We start from the raw sequence: 24771 nt of genomic DNA on the forward strand, positions 1-24771 counted from the left end.
CCGTAATCGGGTCCACATCGCGTTGAGCGGGACAGTCAACCGGAATAAGGCCGACTGTCCACAGCGTCCTCGCTGTGTGTTGCCTGACCGGTCCGAAAACCGTTCAGGTCTTTTCCAAAGGAACCACCAACCCACCAGAGGTGGGCCGGGGTATCAACATATCTGGCGTTGACTTTTGGCACGCTGTTGAGTTCTCAAGGAACGGACGCTTCCTTTGTACTCACCCTCTCGGGCTTTCCTCCGGGCTTTTCCCTTCGGTCTTGCGTTTCCGACTCTATCAGACTCTTTCGTGTCCGATTCCCGGTCGGCGGGCCGCTTTCCAGTTCCACGCTTTCGCGTTTCCCTTTCCGGCGATTCCGACTTTACCAGAGGTTCTGAGTCGGAATTCCCCACCCGATTTCAGAAGCTCGCGGCACACGAGTGTGCGCGCTTCCCGGTCAGGTGGAGCCGTAAACGTACTGGAGCGGGGCTCCCCGAAGCAAATCGGGGAGCCCCGCTCCAGCTCCGTGCGTACGACCGTCAGACCTCGACGACGACGGGAAGGATCATCGGGCGCCTGCGGTAGCCGTCCGAGACCCACTTGCCCACCGTGCGACGGATGAGCTGCTGAAGCTGGTGAGGCTCCAGCACGCCGTCCTGGGCCGACTTGTTCAGGGCGTCCTCGATCTTCGGTACGACGGCGCTGAACGCGCCGTCATCGATGCCCGAGCCCCTGGCCTGGATGTGGGGGCCGCCCACGATCTTGCCGCTGGAGCTGTCGATCACGATGAAGACGGAAATGATGCCCTCGTCGCCGAGGATGCGGCGGTCCTTGAGGTGGGTCTCCGTCACATCGCCGACCGAGAGGCCGTCGACGTACACATAGCCCGCCTGGACCTTGCCGACGATTCTCGCCTTGCCGTCGACCAGGTCGACCACCACGCCGTCCTCCGCGATGACGATGTGGTCCTTGGGGACACCCGTCTTCGCGCCGAGCTCGGCATTGGCGCGGAGATGGCGCCATTCGCCGTGCACCGGCATCAGGTTCTTCGGGCGGCAGATGTTGTAGAAGTACAGCAGCTCGCCGGCCGACGCGTGGCCCGAGACGTGGACCTTGGCATTGCCCTTGTGGACCACGTCGGCGCCCCAGCGGGTGAGGCCGTTGATCACGCGGTACACCGCGTTCTCGTTGCCCGGGATGAGCGACGAGGCCATGATCACGGTGTCGCCCTGGACGATCCTGATCTGGTGGTCGCGGTTGGCCATCCGCGACAGGGCCGCCATCGGCTCACCCTGCGAGCCGGTGCAGACCAGCACGACCTCGTCGTCCGGAAGGTCGTCGAGCGTCTTGACGTCGACGACCAGACCCGCCGGAACCTTCAGATAGCCCAGGTCACGGGCGATGCCCATGTTCCGGACCATCGACCGTCCGACGAACGCCACCCGTCGCCCGTACTCGTGCGCCGCATCGAGGATCTGCTGGATGCGGTGCACATGACTGGCGAAGCTCGCCACGATGATGCGCTTCTGGGCGTTCGCGAAGACCGTGCGCAGGACATTGGAAATGTCGCGCTCGGGCGGCACGAAGCCGGGGACCTCGGCGTTCGTCGAGTCCGAGAGGAGAAGATCGATGCCCTCTTCGCTCAGCCGCGCGAACGCGTGCAGGTCGGTGAGGCGGCCGTCCAGCGGCAGCTGGTCCATCTTGAAGTCGCCGGTGGCGACGGCCATGCCCGCGGGGGTGCGGATGGCGACCGCGAGAGCGTCGGGAATGGAGTGGTTGACCGCGATGAACTCGCAGTCGAAGACGCCGATGCGCTCGCGCTGGCCCTCGATGACTTCGAGGGTGTACGGGCGGATCCGGTGCTCCTGGAGCTTCGCCTCGATGAGCGCCAGCGTCAGCTTGGAGCCGATCAGCGGAATGTCCGGCTTCAGCCGGAGCAGATAGGGCACACCGCCGATGTGGTCCTCGTGGCCGTGCGTGAGCACGATGCCCTCGACGTCGTCGAGGCGGTCCTTGATGGTGGTGAAATCGGGCAGGATCAGGTCGATGCCCGGCTGCTCCTCCTCGGGGAAGAGCACGCCGCAGTCGACGATCAGCAGCCGGCCTCCGTATTCGAAGACCGTCATGTTCCGGCCGATCTCGCCGAGACCGCCGAGCGGGGTGACGCGCAGGCCGTTCTTCGGAAGCTTCGGCGGTGCGCCGAGTTCAGGATGCGGATGACTCAAAAGACTCTCCTCACCACACACGCCACGTACCTGAGGCACGTGGCGCGCATGATTCGTGCACTTGCAGTTGTCAGAGTGATCTTGCGTATTCAGTTGTGAAGTCTGTGTTTAAAGTTCTACCCCGCCGGCAGCAAGATCGATCTTGAGCTGGGCCGTTTCCTCAGGGGCAAGTTCCACCAGAGGGAGCCGGAGCGGTCCGGCAGGCAGGCCCTGGAAGCCCAGTGCCGCCTTGGTAGTGATCACTCCCTGCGTCCGGAACATGCCGGTGAAGACCGGCAGCAGACGCTGGTGGATCTCGGTCGCCTTCTGGACGTCGCCCGCGAGGTACGCCTCCAGGAGGGCGCGCAGCTCAGGGGTGACGAGGTGACCGACGACGGAGACGAATCCGCACGCGCCCACCGAGAAGAGCGGCAGATTCAGCATGTCGTCGCCCGAGTACCAGGCCAGACCGCTGCGCGCGATGGCCCAGCTGGCGCGGCCGAGGTCGCCCTTGGCGTCCTTGTTGGCCACGATGCGCGGGTGCTCGGCCAGCCGGACGATCGTCTCGGTGTTGATCGGGACACCGCTGCGGCCGGGGATGTCGTACAGCATGACGGGCAGCCCGGTGGAGTCCGCGATGGCGGTGAAGTGCCGGAGCAGGCCCTCCTGCGGCGGCTTGTTGTAGTACGGCGTCACGGCGAGCAGGCCGTGCGCGCCGGCGGTCTCGGCCGCTCGGGCCAGCTCCAGGCTGTGCCGGGTGTCATTGGTGCCTACACCCGCGATGACGTGAGCACGGTCTCCGACCGCTTCCCGTACCGCCCGCACGAGGTCGTTTTTCTCCGCGTCGCTGGTGGTCGGGGACTCGCCGGTGGTGCCGTTGACGACCAGGCCGTCGTTGCCTGTTTCCACCAGATGGGTGGCAAGTCGCTGCGCGCCGTCGATGTCGAGCGCGCCGTCCGCCGTGAAGGGCGTGACCATGGCGGTGAGGACCCGCCCGAAGGGGGTCTGCGGAGTGGAGATCGGAGCCATGGGTACCACGCTACTCGCTGCTCAGTGCGCCCCGTCCCCTCGGGGGACGGAGCTACGGAGCCCGGCACTGCCTGCTCGGGGGTTCAAGCAGTGCCGGGTCCGTTTGATCAGCCTAGATGAACTTCACCAAAGGGTGCAATCCGGACACCTCACGCAGCCCAGTCGCACATGTGTGCCCTACGGGGCGACCCGGCCGTTGGCATTGAAGGCCGCATGCGTCAGCGGCATGAGCTTGTTCCAGTGCTCTTCCATCCGCTCGCCGACCATCTCGATCTCCCGCTGCGGGAAGGACGGCGTGCGCGCCAGCTCGTGCTGGGTGCGCAGGCCGAGGAAGTGCATCAGCGACCGGGCGTTGCACGTCGCGTACATCGAGGAGAACAGGCCGACGGGCAGCACCGCCCTGGCCACCTCGCGGGCGACACCGGCTGCCAGCATCTCCTGGTAGGCGTCGTAGGCCTGTCGGTAGGAGTCCTCCATGGCGCGGCCGGTCAGCTCCTGCTGGGCCGCTGTGCCCTCGACGAACTCGTACTTGCCGGGACGGCCCTGCTGGACCAGCTTGCGGGACTCGCCCGGTACGTAGAAGACCGGCTCCAGCTCCCTGTAGCGGCCGGATTCCTCGTTGTACGACCAGCCGACGCGGTGCCGCATGAACTCACGGAACACGAAGATCGGGGCGCTGATGAAGAAGGTCATCGAGTTGTGCTCGAAGGGGCTGCCGTGCCGGTCCCGCATCAGATAGTTGATGAGTCCCTTGGAGCGCTCGGGGTCCTTCTGGAGCTCTTCGAGGGACTGCTCACCCGCCGTGGAGACTCGGGCCGCCCACAGCACGTCGGAGTCGCTCGCGCTGTGCTTCACCAGTTCGACGGTGACGTCGCTGCGGAAGCTCGGCTTGGGGTCTGAGCTGGGAGTGTCACTCACCGGCGGGGTCCTTCCAGTTGCATCGCTCGGGCGGCGCCCACTCTACGGCGCGGCACCGACAACCAGGACCGGACGAACCGTCAGCAGAAAAGTTCTGCCCATTCGTGGAAATCGGGCACCGATCGGTGGCTTTGTACGTCTGAATCTGTGGAACCAGAGTGGAACCGGAAAACTCGTGATCCAAGGAGAAGTGCCCCTATGTTCCGCCGGCGAGAGGCCGTCCCGTTCGCATTCGTCGCTGACGCAGACCGCTTCCGTAGCAACATCGAACCGCCGCCCCGTCAACGCCCCAGCGCCTCCCAGCTCGCCGGCCGTGTGCTGGTCGGCCTCACGGTCGTCGCGGGCCTCGCAGGCTCGCTCCTGTTCGGTCTGCCTGCTCTGGCCGCCGACCAGACGCCCGTACAGACGCATCAGTCGGAAGCGGCGCACGACCACTGACTCGTCCGGACCCCTGGGGTGGTCGGGCGATGATCTCATCGGTAGCCTCACCGGGCACAGCCAATCGAGCGTGCTTGTGAGTGAGGATCAGTCGTGCCCCTGCCTTTCCTGACGGCCGACCGCGCGTTTGACGCAACTGCCGAGAATGCCGACGATGTCGCGCTGCCGTTCGACGACCACGATCAGTGGCGTCGCCCCTACCGCCCCGGGCCCTGGCGGGTGGGGGCGGCGGCTCTGCTCCTGCTGCTCGCCTCTTTCATCCTGCTGGCGGCGATGATCATCGCCTTCGCCGGCGCGGTGTCGGGTGCGGGCGTCACCCTCGTCCTCGGCCTCGTCGTCGTGGTCTGCGCCCTGCGGCTGCTGCGGATGGGCACGTGGGTGAGCAGGCACGGAGTGCGGCGGGTGGGCTTCTTCAGGACGGTGACCGTGCCCTGGGGCCGTACCGCGGCCGTACGCACGGTGCAGCAGCCGGTCCGCTGGCTCGGGCTGCCGCGCACAGTGCAGGGCGAGGCGCTCCTGCTCGTACAGCGGAGTGGTGAGCAGCTGCCGCCGCTGCTCACCGACCACAGCGCCGACTTCCTGGCGCGCCACGAGGCCTTCGACCGTGCGGCGGACACGGTCGAGGCGTGGGGTGCGGAGTACCGGCTCGGCTGAGCAGACGCAGCAGAGCCGGGCGGACGACCCCGGCGACCCGCAGGCCCGTCAGATACTGACGGGCCTGCCCGCGTGCAGGGCGATGGCCCGCTGCATGGCCTTACGGGCGCGCGGGGTGTCCCTGGCGTCCTGGTAGGCGACCGCGAGGCGGAACCAGCAGCGCCAGTCGTCCGGGCTGTCCTCGGTCTCCTCCTTGCGGCGGACGAAGACCTCGTCGGCCGAGTCGCGGTCGATCCGGCCGCTGGGCGTACGCACCAACTCGTCGACGGGCAGGCCGCCTTCGGCGTCCAGTTCGGCGGCGAGCCGGTTGGCGCGCCGGACGAACTGGGTGTTCTTCCAGAGGAACCAGACACCGATCAGCGGCAGGATCAGCACGGCCACGCCGAAGGTGACCGTGAGCAGCGTGCCGTTCTCGATGAGCAGCACGCCCCGGCTGCCCACCAGGACGAAGTAGAAGACCAGGACGGCGGCCGTGACGAGGTAGGTGATCTTTGCGCGCATCGGTCAGCTCAGATCGAGGAAGTGTTCCAGGCCGAAGGTGAGGCCGGGGGTGGTCACCACGCGTCGCGCACCGAGCAGGATGCCCGGCATGAAGCTGCTGTGGTGCAGGGAGTCGTGGCGGATGGTGAGGGTCTCGCCCTCGCCGCCGAGGAGCACCTCCTGGTGGGCCAGGAGGCCGCGCAGCCGTACGGAGTGCACCGGGACGCCGTCGACGTCGGCGCCGCGGGCGCCGTCCAGTGCGGTGCTCGTCGCATCCGGCTGCGGGGCGCAGCCGGCCTTGTCGCGGGCGGCCGCGATCAGCTGAGCGGTGCGCTGCGCGGTGCCCGACGGGGCGTCCGCCTTGTTCGGGTGATGCAGCTCGATGACTTCGACGGACTCGAAGAAGCGGGCTGCCGCCTGTGCGAACGTCATGGTGAGCACGGCCCCGATGGAGAAGTTCGGGGCGATGAGGACGCCGGTCTCCGGGGAGGCGGCCAGCCAGGAGCCGAGCTGCGCGAGGCGGTCGTCGGTCCAGCCCGTGGTGCCGACGACGCCGTGGATTCCGTTGCGTACGCAGAATTCCAGGTTGCTCATCACCGAGTCGGGGTGCGTCAGGTCGACGGCCACCTGGGCGCCGGACGCGGTGAGCGCGTCGAGCGTGTCGCCGCGGCCGAGGGCCGCGACCAGTTCCATGTCGTCGGCGGCGCCGACGGCCCGTACGGCTTCGGAGCCGATACGGCCCCGGGCGCCGAGGACCGCGACGCGCAGCTTGCTGCTCATGCTTGCTCTTCCTTCATCGCTCGCGCTTCACGCGTCACGGCTGACGCGTTTCACAGACGGTTCGCTCAGGAGACCGCTTCGCGGAGGCGGTCGGCCTGCTTGTCCTTCAGCGGACCGATCACCGACAGCGAGGGACGCTGTCCCAATATGTCGTGGGCGACCGCGCGGACCTCGTCCGGGGTGACCGCGGTGATCCGCTCCAGCATCTCGTCGACCGACATCTGGGTGCCCCAGCACAGTTCGCTCTTGCCGATACGGTTCATCAGCGCCCCGGTGTCCTCCAGACCGAGCACCGTGGAACCGGCGAGCTGGCCGACCGCGCGGCGGATCTCCTCGTCGGTCACACCGTCGCTCGCGGCCCGGTCCAGCTCGTCCCGGCAGATCTTCAGGACGTCGTGGACCTGGTTGGGGCGGCAGCCCGCGTACACCCCGAAGAGCCCGCAGTCGGCGAAGCCCGAGGTGTACGAGTACACGCTGTAGGCGAGGCCGCGCTTCTCCCGTACCTCCTGGAAGAGGCGGGAGCTCATACCGCCGCCGAGTGTGGTGTTGAGGACGCCGAGCGCCCAGCGCCGGTCGTCGGTCCTGGCCAGGCCGGGCATGCCGAGCACGATGTGCGCCTGCTCGGTCTTCCGGTTCAGCAGGTCGAAGCCGCCCGCGGAGCGCAGGGTGCGGGAGCCGGTGCGCGGGTCCGCCGGGACCGCGTCGGCACGGGACAGCGCGCCCGCGCGCCCGAACGCCTCGCTGACCTGGCGTACCACCGTGTCGTGGTCGATGTTGCCGGCGGCGGCGACGACGAGATGCGTCGGGTCGTAGTGCTTCTTGTAGAAGCGGGCGATCTGGCTGCGGCTGAGCCCGTTGACGGTGTCGACGGTGCCGAGCACCGGGCGGCCGAGGGGGGTGTCACCGAACATCGTCTGCGCGAAGAGGTCGTGCACGACGTCGCCCGGGTCGTCCTCGGTCATCGCGATCTCTTCGAGGATGACGCCGCGCTCGGCCTCGACGTCCTCCTCGGTGATCAGCGAACCGGTCAGCATGTCGCAGACGACGTCTATGGCCAGCGGTAGATCGCTGTCCAGGACCCGCGCGTAGTAGCAGGTGTACTCCTTCGCCGTGAAGGCGTTCATCTCGCCGCCGACCGCGTCGATCGCGGCGGAGATGTCGAGGGCGCTGCGCTTCGCGGTGCCCTTGAAGAGGAGGTGTTCCAGGTAGTGGGTGGCGCCGTTGAGGGACGGCGTCTCGTCCCGGGATCCGACGTTCGCCCAGATCCCGAAGGTCGCCGACCGTACGGAGGGGACGGTCTCGGTGACGATACGCAGACCGCCCGGGAGGACGGTCCTGCGGACCGTGTCGCTGGACTGTGCTCCGGCGTTGCTCACGTTTCCGTCCTTGAATGCACTGCTGCCGTTCTCGTCCGTGAGGTGGCTCTGGGTACGGGCGACGGCCCGCGCCTCCGAGGAGGTGCGGGCCGTCGTCACGGAACTACGGGACGTCACTTGTCGGCGTCGTCCTTCTTCTCGTCCTCTTCGCCCTCGATGACGGGGACGAGGGAGAGCTTGCCGCGGGAGTCGATCTCGCCGATCTCGACCTGGACCTTGGAGCCGACCGCGAGCACGTCCTCGACGTTCTCCACGCGCTTGCCACCGGCGAGCTTGCGGATCTGCGAGATGTGCAGCAGGCCGTCCTTGCCCGGCATGAGCGACACGAACGCACCGAAGGTGGTGGTCTTGACGACCGTACCCAGGTACCGCTCGCCGACCTCCGGCATGGTCGGGTTGGCGATCGAGTTGATCGTGGCGCGCGCGGCCTCGGCCTGCGAGCCCTGCTGGGCACCGATGTAGATGGTGCCGTCGTCCTCGATCGTGATGTCGGCGCCGGTGTCCTCCTGGATCTGGTTGATCATCTTGCCCTTGGGGCCGATGACCTCACCGATCTTGTCCACCGGGATCTTGACGGTGATGATCCGCGGGGCGTTCGGGGACATCTCGTCCGGGACGTCGATGGCCTCGTTCATCACGTCGAGGATGTGGAGGCGTGCGTCACGGGCCTGCTTCAGCGCGGCGGCCAGGACCGAGGCGGGGATGCCGTCGAGCTTGGTGTCGAGCTGGAGCGCGGTCACGAACTGCTTCGTGCCGGCGACCTTGAAGTCCATGTCGCCGTAGGCGTCCTCCGCACCGAGGATGTCGGTGAGGGCGACGTAGTGCGTCTTGCCGTCGATCTCCTGCGAGATGAGGCCCATGGCGATACCGGCGACGGCGGCCTTGAGCGGCACACCGGCGTTCAGCAGGGACATGGTGGAGGCGCAGACCGAGCCCATGGACGTCGAGCCGTTGGAGCCCAGCGCCTCGGAGACCTGGCGGATCGCGTACGGGAACTCCTCGCGCGTCGGCAGCACCGGCACGATGGCGCGCTCGGCGAGCGCTCCGTGGCCGATCTCGCGGCGCTTGGGCGAGCCCACGCGGCCGGTCTCACCGACGGAGTACGGCGGGAAGTTGTAGTTGTGCATGTAGCGCTTGCGGGTCACCGGGGAGAGGGTGTCCAGCTGCTGCTCCATGCGGAGCATGTTGAGGGTGGTGACGCCCAGGATCTGGGTCTCGCCACGCTCGAACAGCGCCGAGCCGTGCACGCGCGGGATGGCCTCGACCTCGGCGGCGAGCGTACGGATGTCCGTGACGCCGCGGCCGTCGATGCGGACCTTGTCCTTGATGACGCGCTCACGCACGACGGACTTGGTCAGCGCGCGGTACGCGCCGGAGATCTCCTTCTCGCGGCCCTCGAACTTCGGGAGCAGCTTGTCGACGGCGATCTCCTTGACGCGGTCCAGCTCGGCCTCGCGCTCCTGCTTGCCGGCGATGGTGAGCGCCTTGGCGAGCTCGGTCCTGACCGCGGCGGTGAGCGCCTCCAGGACGTCGTCCTGGTAGTCGAGGAAGACCGGGAACTCGCCGGTGGGCTTGGCAGCCTTGGCGGCGAGGTCGGACTGGGCCTTGCAGAGCGCCTTGATGAAGGGCTTCGCGGCTTCGAGACCGGCGGCGACGACCTCTTCGGTCGGGGCCTCGGCGCCGTCCTTGACGAGCTGGATGGTCTTCTCGGTGGCCTCGGCCTCGACCATCATGATCGCGACGTCACCGTCTTCGAGCACACGGCCCGCGACGACCATGTCGAAGACGGCGTCCTCAAGCTCGGTGTGCGTCGGGAAGGCGACCCACTGGCCCTTGATCAGGGCGACGCGGGTGGCGCCGATCGGGCCGGAGAAGGGCAGGCCCGCCAGGATCGTGGAAGCGGATGCGGCGTTGATCGCGACCACGTCGTACAGGTGGTCGGGGTTGAGCGCCATGATCGTCTCGACGATCTGGATCTCGTTGCGCAGGCCCTTCTTGAAGGAGGGGCGCAGCGGCCGGTCGATCAGGCGGCAGGTGAGGATCGCGTCCTCGGAGGGCCGGCCCTCGCGGCGGAAGAAGGAGCCGGGGATCTTGCCGGCCGCGTACTGCCGCTCCTCGACGTCCACCGTGAGGGGGAAGAAGTCGAGATTGTCCTTGGGCTTCTTGGAAGCAGTGGTGGCCGACAGCACCATGGTGTCGTCGTCCAGGTACGCCACGGCGGAGCCGGCGGCCTGCTTGGCCAGGCGGCCCGTCTCGAAGCGGATGGTGCGGGTGCCGAAGGTTCCGTTGTCAATAACGGCCTCGGCGTAGTGGGTCTCGTTCTCCACTAGCGTTTTCTCCATACTCGTCGTCTTTCGTCCCCCAGCCCGTGTGGCGGGGAACGGGGCGGAGAAGCGCTCCATGGTTGCGGGGCCGGTCTTCGATCGAAGCACCCGGGTGATGTTCCCCGGGGGCCACTACCGAGGACCGGCGGCGGCTGGAGGGCGCTTCCCCTCGTTCGGTACTGCAGCGTCCGGTACTGCGGTGTTCCCTACTGCGGCGTTCGGCGCCGCAGCGTTCTTACTGCGGTGTTCTTCACTGCGGCTTCGGCGCTGCCGTGCACACCCAGGTTACTGAGCGCGGTCCGGGTTCCGCACGTACAGCGGCCGCAGCACGTACGGCAAAGGGAGCGGTCCCCAGGAAATGGGGCCCGCTCCCTCGCACAACGCTCTTACTTGGCGCCGCCGGCCGCACCGCGGCGGATGCCGAGGCGGTCGACCAGCGCACGGAAGCGCTGGATGTCCTTCTTGGCCAGGTACTGGAGAAGGCGGCGACGCTGGCCGACCAGGATCAGCAGACCCCGGCGGGAGTGGTGGTCGTGCTTGTGCATCTTGAGGTGCTCGGTCAGGTCCGAGATACGGCGCGAGAGCATGGCGACCTGAACCTCGGGGGAACCGGTGTCGCCTTCCTTCTGGCCGAACTCGGTCATGATCTGCTTCTTCGTAGCGGCGTCGAGCGACACGCGTACTCCTCGTGAGTCTTCAGGCCACCGAGTGCCCCAGGTCGAATACGCTGGGGAACTTCCGTAACTCGGGAGGCGGGGATCCGCTGGGCGCAGCCTCCGGGGAATCCGGAGGCGCGTACACAGACGGCCGTCACACAGCGTATCAGCCTTTCCGAGTCGGCCGGCCCGTGCCCCCGGCCCCGCCCGTACACCCGAACGGCTCAAGCCGCGCGCCACGCCACACCGCCTGAGATCCCTTCGGTGTGAGCTGCGCCATGCTCCTGTGCTGTCCAGCCCGTCAGGGCGCGACCACAGCAGCAGGAGCACCGCAGTGACGACGAGGGCCACCGAGGATTCACCGACGTCCGGTGACGAGTACGACAGCGAGGTACCGGTACGCCCCAGGCGTCCCGGAAGCGTCATCGTCAGCTGGGCGACCACGACCGATCACAAGACGATCGGCACGATGTATCTGCTCACATCGTTCGCCTTCTTCTGCATCGGCGGGGTGATGGCGCTCCTGATGCGCGCCGAGCTGGCGCGGCCGGGTACGCAGATCGTGTCGAACGAGCAGTACAACCAGGCGTTCACGATGCACGGCACGATCATGCTGCTGATGTTCGCGACGCCGTTGTTCATCGGCTTCACCAACTGGATCATGCCGTTGCAGATCGGGGCGCCCGATGTGGCGTTCCCCCGGCTGAACCTCTTCGCCTACTGGCTGTACCTGCTCGGTGCGCTGATCGTGATGGGAGCCTTCCTCACCCCGGACGGCGCTGCCGACTTCGGCTGGTTCGCGTACTCCCCGCTGACCAGCACGGTCCGCTCCCCCGGAGTCGGCGCCGACCTGTGGATCATGGGTCTGGCCTTCCAGGGTTTCGGCACGATCCTCGGCTCGGTCAACTTCATCACCACGATCATCTGCATGCGCGCCCCCGGCATGACGATGTTCCGCATGCCGATCTTCGTGTGGAACGCGCTGCTGACCGCCGTGCTCGTGCTGCTGGCCTTCCCCGTACTGGCCGCCGCGCTGCTCGCGCTGGAGGCGGACCGGAAGTTCGGGGCTCATGTCTTCGACGCGGCCAACGGCGGAGCACTCCTGTGGCAACACCTGTTCTGGTTCTTCGGGCATCCAGAGGTGTACATCATCGCGTTGCCGTTCTTCGGGATCGTCACCGAGATCATTCCGGTGTTCTCCCGCAAGCCGGTCTTCGGTTACATCGGCCTGGTCGGGGCCACCATCTCCATCGCGGGGCTGTCGGTGACGGTGTGGGCGCACCACATGTACGTCACCGGCGGTGTGCTCCTGCCGTTCTTCTCCTTCATGACCTTCCTGATCGCGGTGCCGACCGGGGTGAAGTTCTTCAACTGGATCGGCACGATGTGGCACGGCTCGCTGTCGTTCGAGACACCGATGCTCTGGGCCGTCGGCTTCCTGATCACGTTCCTCTTCGGTGGTCTGACCGGTGTCATCCTGGCCTCGCCCCCGATGGACTTCCACGTGTCCGACTCGTACTTCGTGGTCGCGCACTTCCATTACGTGGTGTTCGGGACCGTGGTCTTCGCGATGTTCGCCGGGTTCTATTTCTGGTGGCCGAAGTTCACCGGCAAGATGCTGGACGAGCGGCTCGGCAAGATCAACTTCTGGACGCTGTTCGTGGGCTTCCACGGCACGTTCCTGGTGCAGCACTGGCTGGGTGCGGAGGGCATGCCGCGGCGGTACGCGGACTACCTCGCCGTTGACGGCTTCACCACGCTGAACACCATTTCGAGTATCGCCTCCTTCCTGCTGGGGCTCTCGCTGCTGCCGTTCTTCTACAACGTCTGGAAGACGGCGAAGTACGGCAAGAGGGTCGAGGTCGACGACCCGTGGGGCTACGGCCGCTCGCTCGAATGGGCGACGTCCTGCCCGCCGCCCCGGCACAACTTCACGACCCTCCCGAGGATCCGCTCCGAGAGCCCGGCCTTCGACCTCCACTACCCCGCGATCAACGCTCTCGAAGCAGCGGGGCACGCGGCGGCCTCCTCCGGGGGCACCGGCTCCGGCACGGGTGCCGGGGACGAGTAGCACCCGGCGGCCGTGTCCGCCGGGTGCGGGCAGCGAAGACGTCGAAGAAGTGAAGTGGACAGGCGGAAGGGACGGCGAGGAGCAGTCGTGGCAACCGACGAGGACACCGCCGCCGGACTCGTGCGGATCGAGGGGTACCTGCTGTGGAACGCGGAGGTGGAGGAGGCCCGGCGGCAGGCCGCCAGCTTCGCGGGCCAGCTGCCCTGGCTGACAACGGCCCAGCGGGACGATGTGGAACGCGTCTACCTGGCCGACCGGATGGCCGTCTCCCGGGCCGTGCTCGTACGGATCTCCGATCGGGCGGCCGAACTGCGCGGCGAGTACATGGCGCGCTACGAGCAGCTGAAACGGCGCTGTGTGTCCGTGACGGTGATGGCGGTCGGTGCGGTGAGCGGCACGTGTACGGCGATCACGCTGCTCAGCCGGTGACCGCGCGGCACCCTCTACCACGCCGGTTCCACGTCGTCCGGAACCCATGAGCCGGCCCGGTCCCTCCAAGTAGGGTGAGCGAACAGCTCGTTCGTACGTGGTGAAGGGACCGGGCAGCCATGGCTGACGCACACGACAAGGACCGCAAGGAACGCGAGAAGGAAGAGCTCTACGCGCTCGACATCTCAGGTGTCGAGTGGCAGGGCGCGCCCGGCACCTCGGAGCACGAGGAGCGGGTCGAGATCGCGTATCTGCCGGACGGGGCCGTGGCCATGAGGTCGTCCATCGATCACGGAACGGTCCTGCGGTACACGGAGGCGGAATGGCGTGCCTTCGTGCTGGGCGCCCGTGACGGCGAATTCGACCTGGAGCCCGCGCCGCACAACGGCGGGATCACGAACGCCGCGGAGTAGGCGGGGGGGGCGGCCGTGACGGACTTATTTTGGGGGCTTTTTGGAGCCTTCCTTCCGTTATGACTGATGCGTTGCGGCGTAACAGGGCCCCTTTCAGGCACCACTTGACGTAAAGGTCACGCCCGACGGTGCACTCCGTCATGCCATCCCGGTACGAATGGTGATTAGGCTGGGACGGGGGCGCGGGCCAGACCCGCAAGCGGGGTGTTCGCGTCCTCACGGGGAGAGCCAGGCGGATCGGACGACAACGGTCGCCCCCCATCCACTACGGCACGAGGGTGCTAGAGCACACCAGCGGGAGGCATTGTGAACAGCGATCGGGACGAGATTCGCGGGGGATCGAACACACCCGTCGACGATCAGTCCGACGCGGATCCCGCCGAGACGGGTGAGTTCACCATCGACTACACCCCTCCCGCCTGGTACACGCAGAACGCTTCGGACGCTCCGGCGCAGGAGTCCGCACCGGCCGCCCCGCAGCCCGTCCGGACTCCCCCACCTCCCCCGCCGCCGGTGCCGCCCGCGCCGCCCGCGCCTCGGACACCCGAGACTCCCCGGGCAGAGCCCACCGGAGCTGTCGGCGGGCCCGCGGCTGTGCCGGGGCTGCCGCTGACGGGTGGGTTCCAGCCGAACTGGACCCCGGCGCCGGCCGCTGCGGAGAGGGAAGAACAGGAGACCGGGGCCGGACGTCCAGCGGCGGAGCCGGGCGCCGACGCGACGCCCGGAACGGGTGGGGTGTCCGGAACGGGCGGGGTGTCCGACGTCGACGCGGTGTCCGGGCAGGACGGGACGCAGGAACCGGACGCGGCTTTGGAGCAGGAGCAGGAGCAGGAGTTCGGGTCGGAGCGAGTGTCCGCGCCGGCGTCGGTGTCGGCGTCCGATGGTGATCTGGACGTCGAACCGGACGACGAGCCAGATGCGGAATCCGGACCGGCGCCCGTCGGCCACTCCGTGTCCGGGGCCGGGGATACGCCTGAGGCTGTGTCCGAGCCGCTCGCACCGATCGTTCAGGAGCAGGAACCGGATCCGCTAGCGGGACCGGCTCCGAAGGCCGAGCCCGAGAAGGCAGCAGCGGCGTTCGGTGGGGGCGATGTGGAGAGCGGGGCAACCATGAAGTTCTCCCCCTCCGCGCTGAAGCGTGAGTTCGAGAAGCTCGAAGCTGCCGCGAAGGCAGCGCGGGAGCGGTCCGAAGTCCCCCCGGCCGCCGAGAAGGAGAGCACGGGACCCGCGCCCGCTCCCACGACCGGGACGTCCAACGCGCCTTCCGGTCCCTACCGGTCCGACGCATACGCGGACGTAGCGGCCTCATTCGGAGCGGAGTCCGGACCGGCGGCCGGGCCCGTCCGAGAGCCCTTCGACGCCGTACCCGCGCCCACCGACGCGATCCCGGACGCGGTGCCTCCGCGCACTCCGGACGCTCCGGAGCCGCAGGACTCGCCTTCCGCCCCCGACCGGCCCTGGACGCCCGCACCTTCCGCGTCGCCGCAGAGTGGGCTTCCGCCGCTGCCGCCCGCGTTCCAGCCCGCCGCGCCTCCGGCCGCTCCGCAGTGGCCGGTGAGCACGCCCAGCGCCGACCAGTCGCAGCCGTACCCCGGACCGCCACAGCAGCCGCAGCAGTCCCAGCAGCCGGCGCCGGGCACACCTCCCCCTGCTCACACTCCGCAGGGCCAGGACGGTTACGGGTTCCCCCAGCCGGCCCCCGACCTGCCCGCGCCGCAGCAGCCCCGGGCCGGTTACGGGTTCCCGCCGCCGGCCCCGAACCCGCCCGCGCCCCAGCAACCGCAGCACGGTTACGGGTTCCCCCAGCAGCCCAGGCCCGTGGAGTCCGCGCAGCCGCCGCTGCCGCCCCAGACACCTCAGACGCCTCAGGCTCCTCAGCCACCGCACGGCGGCTACGGGTTCCCCCAGCAGCAGACGCCGCAGGGCCAGGACGGTTACGGATTTCCGCAGCCGGCCCCTCACCTGCCCGCGCCGCAGCAGTCCCAGCCCCCGCAGGCACAACAGCCGCCGCAGCAGCCCCCGGTCCCTCAGCCGCGGCACCCCGAATCCGGCTACGGCTTCCCGCAGCCCGGTGTTCCCGGTCCCGGCCTGCCCACGCCACAGAACCCGAACCCGCAGGTCCAGGACCCCCAGCAGGCACAGCAGGCACAGCAGCCGTCCGCCCCTGTCGACCCCCGTACCGGGGCCGGGTGGCCACAGCCCGTTGCCCATGATCAGCGGGAGCGTTCCGTTCCGGGTGCGCCGCTCGGGTACACGGCGGCCGTCGAGCTGTCGTCCGACCGGCTGATCCGCAACAAGCAGAAGACGAAGAGCAGTCGCAGCGGCCCGGCCGGTGCCTCGCGCTTCAAGATCGGCGCCAAGAAGGAGGAGGCCGAGCGGCAGCGCAAGCTCGAACTCATCCGGACGCCGGTCCTCTCCTGCTACCGGATCGCCGTCATCAGCCTCAAGGGCGGTGTCGGCAAGACCACCACGACGACCGCACTGGGCGCCACGCTCGCCACCGAGCGGCAGGACAAGATACTGGCGATCGACGCCAACCCGGACGCGGGGACCCTCGGCAGGCGGGTCCGGCGGGAGACCGGGGCCACCATCCGCGACCTGGTCCAGGCGATCCCGTACCTGAACTCGTACATGGACATCCGCCGGTTCACCTCACAGGCGCCCTCCGGTCTGGAGATCATCGCCAACGACGTGGACCCCGCCGTCTCCACCACGTTCAACGACGAGGACTACCGTCGGGCGATCGACGTCCTGGGCAAGCAGTACCCGGTCATCCTGACCGACTCCGGCACGGGTCTGCTGTACAGCGCGATGCGGGGTGTACTCGACCTCGCCGACCAGCTGATCATCGTCTCCACCCCGTCCGTCGACGGCGCGTCCAGCGCGAGCACCACGCTCGACTGGCTCTCGGCGCACGGCTATTCGGAGCTGGTCGCGCGGTCGCTCACCGTGATCTCCGGGGTCCGCGAGACCGGCAAGATGATCAAGGTCGATGACATCGTGCAGCACTTCGAGACCCGCTGCCGCGCGGTCGTCGTGGTGCCGTTCGACGAGCATCTGTCGGCGGGTGCCGAGGTCGACCTGGACATGATGCGGCCGAAGACCCGCGAGGCGTACTTCAACCTCTCCGCCCTGGTCGCGGAGGACTTCCAACGCGCCCAGCAGGCACAGGGGTTGTGGACCGGCAGCGGCGGCCAGACCCCGCCTCCTCACATGGCCCCGCCGATGCCAGGCCGGCAGCAGCAGCCTTACACGCCCCAGGCGCCGCAGGCACCGCAGCAGCCCTACGGTGGGCAGCAGCCTCCGCAGCACCCCCAGGCACCGCACCCCCAGCAGCCCTATCCGCCGCAGCAACAGGGCTGGCAGCAGCAACCGGTGCAGCACGGCCGGCCGGGACACCCCGGTCAGGGCCGGCCGCCGCAGGGACAGCCCGGTCAGCCGGTGGCACCGGGGCAGCCCTGGCAGCAGCCCGCAGAGCCGGGACAGCCACTGCCCCAGCCGCAGCAGCCAGGACCCCCAGGTCAGCCCGGTCAGGCGGAGCAGCAGGGGCCCGTGCCGCCCGCCGGATGGCCGCAGCAGCCGCCTCCGCAGGCGCCGCAGCCCCCTCAGCAGTGAGGGCATAAGGGTATAGACCACTGAAGGCCCACACCGTGCAAACGGTGTGGGCCTTCAGACATTTGTGCAGCCCAGGCACGGTCTTGACGACCGTTGACATGTCTAAACCACCGCTGATAAACCTTCGCTTCACCAGCTGGCGACTCCATGATTCACCCTGACGCGAGGTCAACGCCCATGGACAGAAGAGTTCCGACCGGCACTATCCGGCACCGCTCCCGTTTCCGTCTGCTTCTGGCCACCGGCGCGACCGCCTTCGCCCTGGTGGCCGCCGCCGCGACCCCGCTGAACCCGGCGCCCCCGCAGGCCCACGCCGCCGAGGCCAAGGCGCCGTCGGTCTCTGACTCCGGCTCGGACTCCGGCGGCAAGAAGGTCCTCACGATCGCCATGAACCAGAGCGTCGACTCGATGAGTCCGTTCCTCGCCCAGCGCCTGGTGTCCACCACAGCACTGCGGCTGATGTACGACTACCTGACGAACTATGACGTCAAGGACGGCCACACGATCCCCGGCCTCGCCACCGCGTGGAAGCCGTCGGCCGACAAACTGACGTGGACGTTCACCATCCGGAAGAACTCCACGTGGTCGGACGGCCGGCAGGCCACCGCCGACGACGCCGCCTGGACGTTCAACAAGATGATGACGGACCCGGCCGCGGCCACCTCCAACGGCAGCTTCACCGCGAACTTCGAGAAAGTGACCGCGCCCGACCCGCAGACCCTGGTCATCCGGCTGAAGAAGCCTCAGGCGACGATGACCGCGCTCGACGTGCCGATCGTGCCCAAGCACGTCTGGGAGAGCGTCAAGGACTTCTCGAAGTTCAACAACGACAAGAAGTTCCCGGTGGTCGGCAACGGGCCGTTCATCCTCACCGACTACAAGGTCGACCAGTACCTGAAGTTCAAGCCGAACAAGACGTTCTGGCGGGGCGCTCCCAAGTTCGACGAGCTGGACCTCAAGTACTACAAGGACAATGACGCGGCCGTCGCGGCGCTGGAGAAGGGCGAGGTCTCCTTCGTCCAGGGCCTCACCCCGGCCCAGGCGGCAGCCCTGAAGTCCGAGAAGAACATCAAGGTCAACGACGCCCCCGGCCGGCGCTTCTACTCACTCGCCGTCAACCCGGGCGCCCAGGCCAGGAACGGCACGAAGTTCGGCAACGGCAACCCGGCGCTCCACGACAGGCGAGTGCGCCAGGCGCTGTTCGCCGCCACCGACACCAAGGCCATCGTCGACAAGGTCTTCCAGGGCCACGCCGTCCAGGGCGCCGGGTACATCCCGCCGCGCTTCACGGACTACGTCTGGCAGCCCTCGGCCAGCCAGAAAGTCAGCTACGACCCGGCCAGGGCCGCGAAGCTCCTCGACGAAGCGGGCTACAAGAAGAACGGCGCCGGCAAGCGGGTCGGCAAGGACGGCAAGCCGCTGAACCTCCGTCTCCTCTGCCACGCCACCGCCCCGGAGGACAAGGCCGTCGGCCAGTACATGAAGGAGTGGTACGGGAAGCTGGGCATCGGCCTCACGATGTCGTGCGTCGACAACGTCACCGACCCCGAGCTGGCCGGTCAGTACGACCTGGCCTTCGACGGCTACTCGGTCAACCCCGACCCGGACTACGTGCTGTCCATCCACACGTGCGCCGCGCGGCCCAGCACCCCGAAGGACACCGGCTCCACCGACACCTTCATCTGCGACAAGAAGTACGACAGCCTGTACGCGCGGCAGGCCCAGGAGTACGACACGGCCAAGCGCGCCGATCTGGTGAAGCAGATGGAGTCACGGCTGTACGACACCGGGTACATGAATGTCATGGCGTATCCGAACGCGGTCGAGGCGTACCGTACCGACCAGATCAAGTCCATCGAAACGATGCCCCTGGCGGCGGGCAACATCTGGGGCCAGGACGGCTACTGGAGCTGGTGGTCGGCGGTCCCTGCCGACCACAGCGCCTCGAAGTCGTCGGGTTCCTCGACGGGGCTCGTCATCGGCATCGTCGCAGCCGTCATCGTGATCGGGCTCGGAGGCTTTGTCGCCCTGCGCCGCCGTTCCACAGCGGAAGACCGTGAATAACTCATGAGCGCTGCTAGCACCACTCCGCTCGCGGAGGGTGCGGCGGACGGCCCGGTCGAGGTCAAGACCGGGCCGTCCGGCCCTCGCACCCGCAACGCGACCGCGTATCTGCTGTACGTGGCGGGCAAGCTGGGCGGCGCGGCCGTCTCGCTGCTCGCCGTTCTGGTCACCAGCTTCTTCCTGTTCCGGATCATTCCGGGCGACCCGGTCCGTACGATGACGCACGGCCGTGCGGTCAGCCACGCCCAGCTGCTCGAACTCCGCAGGCAGCTGGGTCTCGACCTGCCGGTCTGGCAGCAGTTCACCCAGTACTGCTCCAAGGCGCTCACCGGGGATCTGGGCACCTCGTACCAGTTCCACGCCCCCGTCACCGATCTGATCGCGCAGAAGCTGCCCGCGACGCTGCTGCTCACCGGTGTCGCGGTGGTCATTCACTGCACGCTCGGTCTCTGGCTGGGCACCCGCTCCGCCTGGCGGAACGGCCGGCTCGGGGACAAGGTCTCGACCGGCATCGCGCTGACGCTCTGGTCGGTGCCGTCCTTCTGGCTCGGGCTGCTCCTGATCATCGTCTTCTCGGTGGGCATCGGCCCGATCCCCGGCATGTTCCCGACCGGCGGCATGGAGTCGGGCGGCCTGACCGGCTTCGCGTACGTCTCCGACATCGCGCAGCACATGGTGCTGCCGGTCATCACCCTCGTCGCGGTCGGCTACGCGCAGACGCTGCTCGTCATGCGCTCCTCGCTGCTCGACGAGATGGGCAGCGACTATCTGACCACGGCGCGGGCCAAGGGGCTGCGCGACGATCTCGTCCGCCGCCGTCACGCGGTGCCCAACGCTCTCCTGCCGACCGTGACCATGATCTTCATCAACTTCGGTCAGGTGGCAGCCGGTTCGATCCTGGTCGAGACGGTCTTCTCCTGGCCCGGTGTCGGCGGGCTGTTCTACTCGGCGCTGAGCGTTCCCGATCTCCCGCTGGTGCAGGGCCTGTTCGTCGTCTTCGCGGGCGCCATGATCGTGATGAACGTACTGGCCGATCTGCTCTATCCGCTGCTCGATCCCAGGGTGGGCCGATGACGACCGCGACCGCAGAACAGACGGCGGGTTCGCTCGCCCGGGCCAGGCGGCGTGAGTCCGTGGCCCGTTTCTGGAGGCAGTACCGCACACAGCGGTCGGGGGTGTACGGGCTCGCCGGTCTGCTCCTCATCGCGATCGTCGCGCTGGCCGCGCCGCTGCTGGTCGGCGGTGACGTGCAGAGTGTGACGAAGGCCCCGGGCACGGCGCTGGAGGATCCGAGCGGGAGGTTCCCCCTCGGCACCGACCAGTTCGGGCGCTCCGCGCTCGCCCTGCTGATCTGGGGCGCCCGGATCTCACTCACCGTGGGGCTGCTGGCCGCCGCCCTCTCGGTGGCCATCGGCACCCTGGTCGGGATCATCGCGGGGCACTTCGGCGGCTGGTTCGCGACCGTGCTGATGAGGGTCACCGACTGGTTCCTGGTGATGCCGACCCTGGTGCTGGCGATCGTGCTCGCCACCGTGCTCGACCACTCGGTCTGGACGGTCATCCTGGCGATCGGTGTGACCGCCTGGCCGATCACCGCGCGGCTCGTCAGGGCTCAGACCATCGCCGTGGAGTCCCGTCCGTACATCGAACGCGCCAGGGCGCTCGGCGGCGGCCACGGCCATGTGATGACCCGGCACGTGCTGCCCAACGTGGTGCCGCTGGTGCTCGCCCAGACGACGCTGGGCATCTCCAACGCCATCCTCACCGAGGCGACCCTGGCCTTCCTCGGCCTCGGCGACCCGACGGTCATCTCCTGGGGCGGCATGCTCCAGGACGCCCGCGAGGCGGGCGCGGTCTCCTCCGGGCACTTCTGGTACCTGGCGCCCCCCGGTATCGCCATCGCGCTGGTGGCGCTCTCCTTCACCCTCTGCGGCCGCGCCGTGGAGGCCGTGCTCAACCCGAAGCTGGGGGTGGGACGTTGAGCCTCCTCGAAATCAAGGACCTGCACGTGACCTACGGGTCGGGGGCAGCCGCCGTGCCCGCCGTGCGCGGAGTGGACCTGACCGTCGGGGCCGGGCAGAAGCTCGGTATCGCGGGCGAGTCGGGGTGCGGCAAGTCGACGCTGGCGCTGGCGCTGCTGCGGCTGCTGCCCGCGTCGGCGACACTGAGCGGCGAGATCCTGTTCGACGGCGAGGACATCCTCACCATGAAGTGGGGGCGGCTGCGGGCCGTCCGCTGGGCAGGCGCCTCGATCGTCTTCCAGGGCGCGATGCACTCCCTCAACGCGGTGCACCGGATCGGCGACCAGATCGCGGAGCCACTGCTCGTCCACCACCGGGCGACCCCGGCCGCCGCACGCGGGCGGGCCCGCGACCTGCTGGAGCAGGTCGGGCTCCCCGGGGCGCGGGCGGACGCCTATCCGCACGAGCTCTCCGGCGGGCAGCGGCAGCGCGTGATGATCGCGATGGCGCTGGCCTGCGATCCGCAGGTCATCGTCGCCGACGAGCCGACTACCGCGCTCGATGTGATGATCCAGGCCCAGATCCTGCGGCTCATCGAGCAGTTGGTCGCTGACCAGGACATCAGTCTGCTGATGATCAGCCACGACCTGGCGGTCCTCGCCGACACCTGCGACCGGCTGGCCGTGATGTACGCGGGGCGGGTGGTCGAGGAGGGCCCGGCGCAACTGGTCTTCACCGGGGCGGCGCACCCGTACAGCACCGCGCTGTCCGGGGCCTTCCCGCGTATCGGCGACCCCGCGTCCCGGCGCGCCCCGCGCGGACTGCCCGGTGACCCGCCGGACCCGGCCGCGCTGCCCTCGGGCTGTACGTTCCATCCGCGCTGTCCGGTGGCCCTGGACGAGTGCGCGACCAGCGGGCAGGAGCTGCGGGACGCCGGTCCGGGGCGGCAGGCGGCCTGTCTGCTCGTGAAGCCGGGTCCCGGCTCCGAGCCAGGTACCGGAGCTGTCGTGGAGTCAGGTACCGGCGCGGTCGCGGAGCCCGGCGCCGAGGAAGCAAGGAGTACCTCATGACGACCCCTCCCCTGCTCAGCACCACCGCGCTGGAGGTCACCTTCCCCGGCCGGCGCGGAGCTCCCCCGGCGCGCGCCGTCGACGGGGTGGACCTCGACATCCGGCCCGGCGAGATCGTGGCCCTGGTCGGCGAGTCGGGGTGCGGCAAGACGACACTCGCCCGCACGCTGCTCGGACTCGTACGTCCGACGTCCGGTGAGGTGACCTTCGCGGGCGAGCCGCTCGACCTCTCCGCCCGCGCCCTCAAGGCGTACCGCAAGCGCGTCCAGCTGGTGCTCCAGGACCCGAGCGGTTCGCTCAACCCGCGGCACACGGTGTACGAGGCGGTGGCCGAGGGCCTGCGGATCCACGACTTCACGGGCAACGAGCGGGAAGCGGTGTCCGGGGCGCTCTCCCGGGCGGGGCTGCGGCCCCCCGAGCGGTTCTTCCTGAAGTATCCGCACGAGCTGTCGGGCGGTCAGCGCCAGCGTGTCGTGATCGCGGGGGCGCTGGTGCTCGATCCCGAACTGATCGTGGCGGACGAGCCGGTAGCGTCGCTCGACGCGTCGGTGCGCGGTGAGATCCTCGCCCTGCTGCTGCGGCTGCGGAACGAGTTGGGCCTCTCGGCCCTGGTCGTCACCCACGACCTGGGGCTCGCGTGGAACATCGCCGACCGGGTCGCGGTGATGTATCTCGGCCGGATCGTGGAGACGGGTGACGTGGACCGGATCCTCACGGCGCCCCAACACCCCTACACCCAGGCGCTGTTGTCGGTGATGCCGGACGCCACGACGGATCCGGTGGTGCTCACGGGTGAGCCGCCGGACCCGTCCAGGGTGCCGTCCGGGTGCCGCTTCCACGCCCGCTGCCACATCCTCGCCTCGGGTGAGGCGGAGCGTGCCGGGGTCGCCGACGCCTGCCGTACGAAGGACCTTCCGGTGCTGGCCGGCGGCGGGGAGGACGCGGTGGCGTGCCACTGGGCCACGGCTTCGAAGTCGGCGGACACGGTCCCGGCGTCCTGAGACCGGCCTCCCGGAGCCGGCCTCCTGGTGCGGTGTGCCGGTCCGGTGCGCCCGGTCCGGTGCGGTGTGCGGGTCGAGTGGTGCCGGTGCGGTCACGGAGCCGTCCGCACCGGGGCCGCGGGCGCCGGGGCGGGTGTCCGCAGCCCCGGCACCAGAGCGAGTGATACGGCGACGGACGCCGCGGCCATCACCACCATGGCCGTCGCGGCCGACGTGTGCTGGGCCACGGTGCCCGCGAGGGTGGCTCCCACGCCCTGGAGGGTGAGCATGCCCGAGGTGTGCAGTCCGAGCGACTGGCCCTGGATGTCGTCCGGTGTCAGCTCCAGCAGCCGCTCCATCAGGACCAGGTTCGACGCGTATCCGGCCGAGGCGAGCACGACGGCGGACACCGCGAGCGGCAGCCCGGGCCGGACCGCGAAGACCAGATAGGGCGCGGCGAGCAGGAACAGCAGCGGGGTGACGAGCCGGGAGCGCCACCGCGGCGGCACGATCCGGCCGACCGCCACGTCCCCGACGAGCATCCCGAAGGCGGCGACCGCGAGCAGCAGCCCCGCGTGCCCGGGCGCGTACGACACGAAGAGCGCCTCGCAGCCGACGATCAGCCCGTTGGGCAGCCAGAGCGCGAGGTACACGCACCGGCGCGGCCCCGACGACCAGATCAGCCGGTTGACCCGCCAGGTCTCCCTGACGGAGGGGCGCCCGGCCGACCGGGCCGGCCGGCTGCTCAGCCCGCCGAGCGCCACGGCCGCGCCGGTCAGGGCGAGAGCTGCGGCGACGAGCAGGGCGCCGCGCGGCGAGAGGGCGGCGACGAGCACCCCGCCGACCGCGAATCCGGCGATCTGCGTGATCCCGCTGGACATGTTCAGCGCCGAGCGCCCCAGGACGTACGCGTCCTCGGGAAGGATCTCGGCGAGCAGGCCGTAGCGCACCCCGCCGCCCACCGAGCCGGTCAGCCCCAGGCCGAACAGCACCGCGAAGATGGCCGGGACCGGCAGCCCCGGGAGCGCGAGGACGGCCGCGCCCGCACCGGCGATCACCGCAAGGCCGGTCTCCGCGGCCCGCGGCGGCAGCCGGTCGGCGGCGGAGAGCAGCGCCACCGCGCCGACGGCCTGGGCGAGGGAGCCGCCGAACATGCTCAGCGCGGCGAGCAGGGGTGAGTGGGTTGAGGCGAAGACCAGCGAGGCCAGCGCGATACCGCTGACGGTCGAGGCCGTGGCCAGGAGCGAGAAGGAGGCGAGGAGCGGAGTGAACTCCGGTACCCCGAAGAGCTGTCGGTAGGTGCGCATCGCCGGATTCTGACCGGGCGCC

Annotated in this window: 20 protein-coding genes; 11 read left to right on the top strand and 9 right to left on the bottom strand. The window is 69.0% G+C overall.

Annotated elements, in window-relative coordinates; all coding sequences use genetic code 11:
- Positions 1-519: 519 nt before the first annotated feature.
- From OG285_RS07535 to thyX, 3 genes are all read right to left on the bottom strand, one after another.
- Positions 520-2205 (bottom strand): ribonuclease J, encoded by a 1686-nt coding sequence (locus tag OG285_RS07535; protein WP_356832507.1) that lies wholly within the window; start codon positions 2203-2205, stop codon positions 520-522.
- A 108-nt stretch (positions 2206-2313) separates the two neighbouring features.
- Positions 2314-3213, bottom strand: a complete 900-nt coding sequence (gene dapA / locus OG285_RS07540) for a 4-hydroxy-tetrahydrodipicolinate synthase (RefSeq protein WP_356832509.1) — start codon at positions 3211-3213, stop codon at positions 2314-2316.
- 177 nt (positions 3214-3390) lie between these two features.
- On the bottom strand, positions 3391-4131 hold the full coding sequence (thyX, locus tag OG285_RS07545; protein ID WP_356832511.1) for an FAD-dependent thymidylate synthase: 741 nt from the start codon (positions 4129-4131) through the stop codon (positions 3391-3393).
- 198 nt (positions 4132-4329) lie between these two features.
- Between thyX and OG285_RS07550 the strand changes: the two genes are divergently transcribed.
- Both OG285_RS07550 and OG285_RS07555 read left to right on the top strand, forming a co-directional pair.
- On the top strand, positions 4330-4569 hold the full coding sequence (locus OG285_RS07550) for a hypothetical protein (RefSeq protein WP_356832513.1): 240 nt from the start codon (positions 4330-4332) through the stop codon (positions 4567-4569).
- Positions 4570-4662: 93 nt separating this feature from the next.
- Positions 4663-5223, top strand: coding sequence for a hypothetical protein (locus tag OG285_RS07555; protein WP_356832515.1), 561 nt, complete (start codon positions 4663-4665; stop codon positions 5221-5223).
- 48 nt (positions 5224-5271) lie between these two features.
- On the opposite strand, the gene OG285_RS07560 is transcribed toward OG285_RS07555, so the two are convergent.
- The 5 genes from OG285_RS07560 to rpsO form a co-directional block, all read right to left on the bottom strand.
- Positions 5272-5724, bottom strand: a complete 453-nt coding sequence (locus tag OG285_RS07560) for a tetratricopeptide repeat protein (protein WP_356832517.1) — start codon at positions 5722-5724, stop codon at positions 5272-5274.
- A gap of 3 nt (positions 5725-5727) precedes the next feature.
- Positions 5728-6483, bottom strand: a complete 756-nt coding sequence (gene dapB, locus OG285_RS07565) for a 4-hydroxy-tetrahydrodipicolinate reductase (RefSeq protein WP_371790563.1) — start codon at positions 6481-6483, stop codon at positions 5728-5730.
- A 65-nt stretch (positions 6484-6548) separates the two neighbouring features.
- The gene (locus OG285_RS07570) at positions 6549-7976 is read right to left on the bottom strand and encodes a M16 family metallopeptidase (RefSeq protein WP_371790564.1); all 1428 of its coding nucleotides are present in this window, start codon (positions 7974-7976) and stop codon (positions 6549-6551) included.
- On the bottom strand, positions 7973-10186 hold the full coding sequence (locus tag OG285_RS07575) for a polyribonucleotide nucleotidyltransferase (protein WP_356832786.1): 2214 nt from the start codon (positions 10184-10186) through the stop codon (positions 7973-7975). The genes OG285_RS07570 and OG285_RS07575 overlap by 4 nt, the downstream gene beginning before the upstream one ends.
- Before the next feature lie 383 nt (positions 10187-10569).
- Positions 10570-10860: a 30S ribosomal protein S15 gene (gene rpsO / locus OG285_RS07580; RefSeq protein WP_250297433.1), complete on the bottom strand. Its 291-nt coding sequence runs from the start codon at positions 10858-10860 to the stop codon at positions 10570-10572.
- A gap of 313 nt (positions 10861-11173) precedes the next feature.
- Here rpsO and ctaD point away from each other — a divergent pair, with 313 nt between their 5' ends.
- The 9 genes from ctaD to OG285_RS07625 all read left to right on the top strand — a co-directional run bounded on the left by ctaD (position 11174) and on the right by OG285_RS07625 (position 23463).
- Positions 11174-12910: a cytochrome c oxidase subunit I gene (gene ctaD / locus OG285_RS07585; protein WP_356832523.1), complete on the top strand. Its 1737-nt coding sequence runs from the start codon at positions 11174-11176 to the stop codon at positions 12908-12910.
- 87 nt (positions 12911-12997) lie between these two features.
- Entirely contained in the window at positions 12998-13339 is a 342-nt protein-coding gene (locus tag OG285_RS07590; protein ID WP_356832525.1) for a hypothetical protein, read from the top strand.
- A gap of 119 nt (positions 13340-13458) precedes the next feature.
- The gene (locus tag OG285_RS07595; RefSeq protein ID WP_356832527.1) at positions 13459-13752 is read left to right on the top strand and encodes a DUF397 domain-containing protein; all 294 of its coding nucleotides are present in this window, start codon (positions 13459-13461) and stop codon (positions 13750-13752) included.
- Positions 13753-14058: 306 nt separating this feature from the next.
- Complete coding sequence (locus OG285_RS07600; RefSeq protein WP_371790565.1) at positions 14059-17367, top strand: SCO5717 family growth-regulating ATPase; 3309 nt, start codon at positions 14059-14061, stop codon at positions 17365-17367.
- A 177-nt stretch (positions 17368-17544) separates the two neighbouring features.
- Positions 17545-19431, top strand: coding sequence for an ABC transporter substrate-binding protein (locus OG285_RS07605; protein WP_371790566.1), 1887 nt, complete (start codon positions 17545-17547; stop codon positions 19429-19431).
- 3 nt (positions 19432-19434) lie between these two features.
- On the top strand, positions 19435-20505 hold the full coding sequence (locus OG285_RS07610; RefSeq protein ID WP_371790567.1) for an ABC transporter permease: 1071 nt from the start codon (positions 19435-19437) through the stop codon (positions 20503-20505).
- Complete coding sequence (locus OG285_RS07615) at positions 20502-21413, top strand: ABC transporter permease (RefSeq protein ID WP_371790568.1); 912 nt, start codon at positions 20502-20504, stop codon at positions 21411-21413. The genes OG285_RS07610 and OG285_RS07615 overlap by 4 nt, the downstream gene beginning before the upstream one ends.
- A complete protein-coding gene (locus OG285_RS07620; RefSeq protein ID WP_371793478.1) occupies positions 21359-22462 on the top strand; it encodes an ABC transporter ATP-binding protein in 1104 nt (367 codons plus the stop codon). The genes OG285_RS07615 and OG285_RS07620 overlap by 55 nt, the downstream gene beginning before the upstream one ends.
- Positions 22459-23463: an oligopeptide/dipeptide ABC transporter ATP-binding protein gene (locus tag OG285_RS07625; RefSeq protein ID WP_371790569.1), complete on the top strand. Its 1005-nt coding sequence runs from the start codon at positions 22459-22461 to the stop codon at positions 23461-23463. The genes OG285_RS07620 and OG285_RS07625 overlap by 4 nt, the downstream gene beginning before the upstream one ends.
- A 92-nt stretch (positions 23464-23555) precedes the next feature.
- Here the strand turns inward: OG285_RS07625 and OG285_RS07630 are convergent, their stop codons facing one another.
- Positions 23556-24749 carry an MFS transporter gene (locus OG285_RS07630; RefSeq protein WP_371790570.1) on the bottom strand — a complete coding sequence of 398 codons (1194 nt, stop codon included), beginning with the start codon at positions 24747-24749 and terminating at the stop codon, positions 23556-23558.
- Positions 24750-24771 lie beyond the last annotated feature (22 nt).

This window comes from Streptomyces sp. NBC_01471 (assembly GCF_041438865.1).
Taxonomy (GTDB): domain Bacteria; phylum Actinomycetota; class Actinomycetes; order Streptomycetales; family Streptomycetaceae; genus Streptomyces.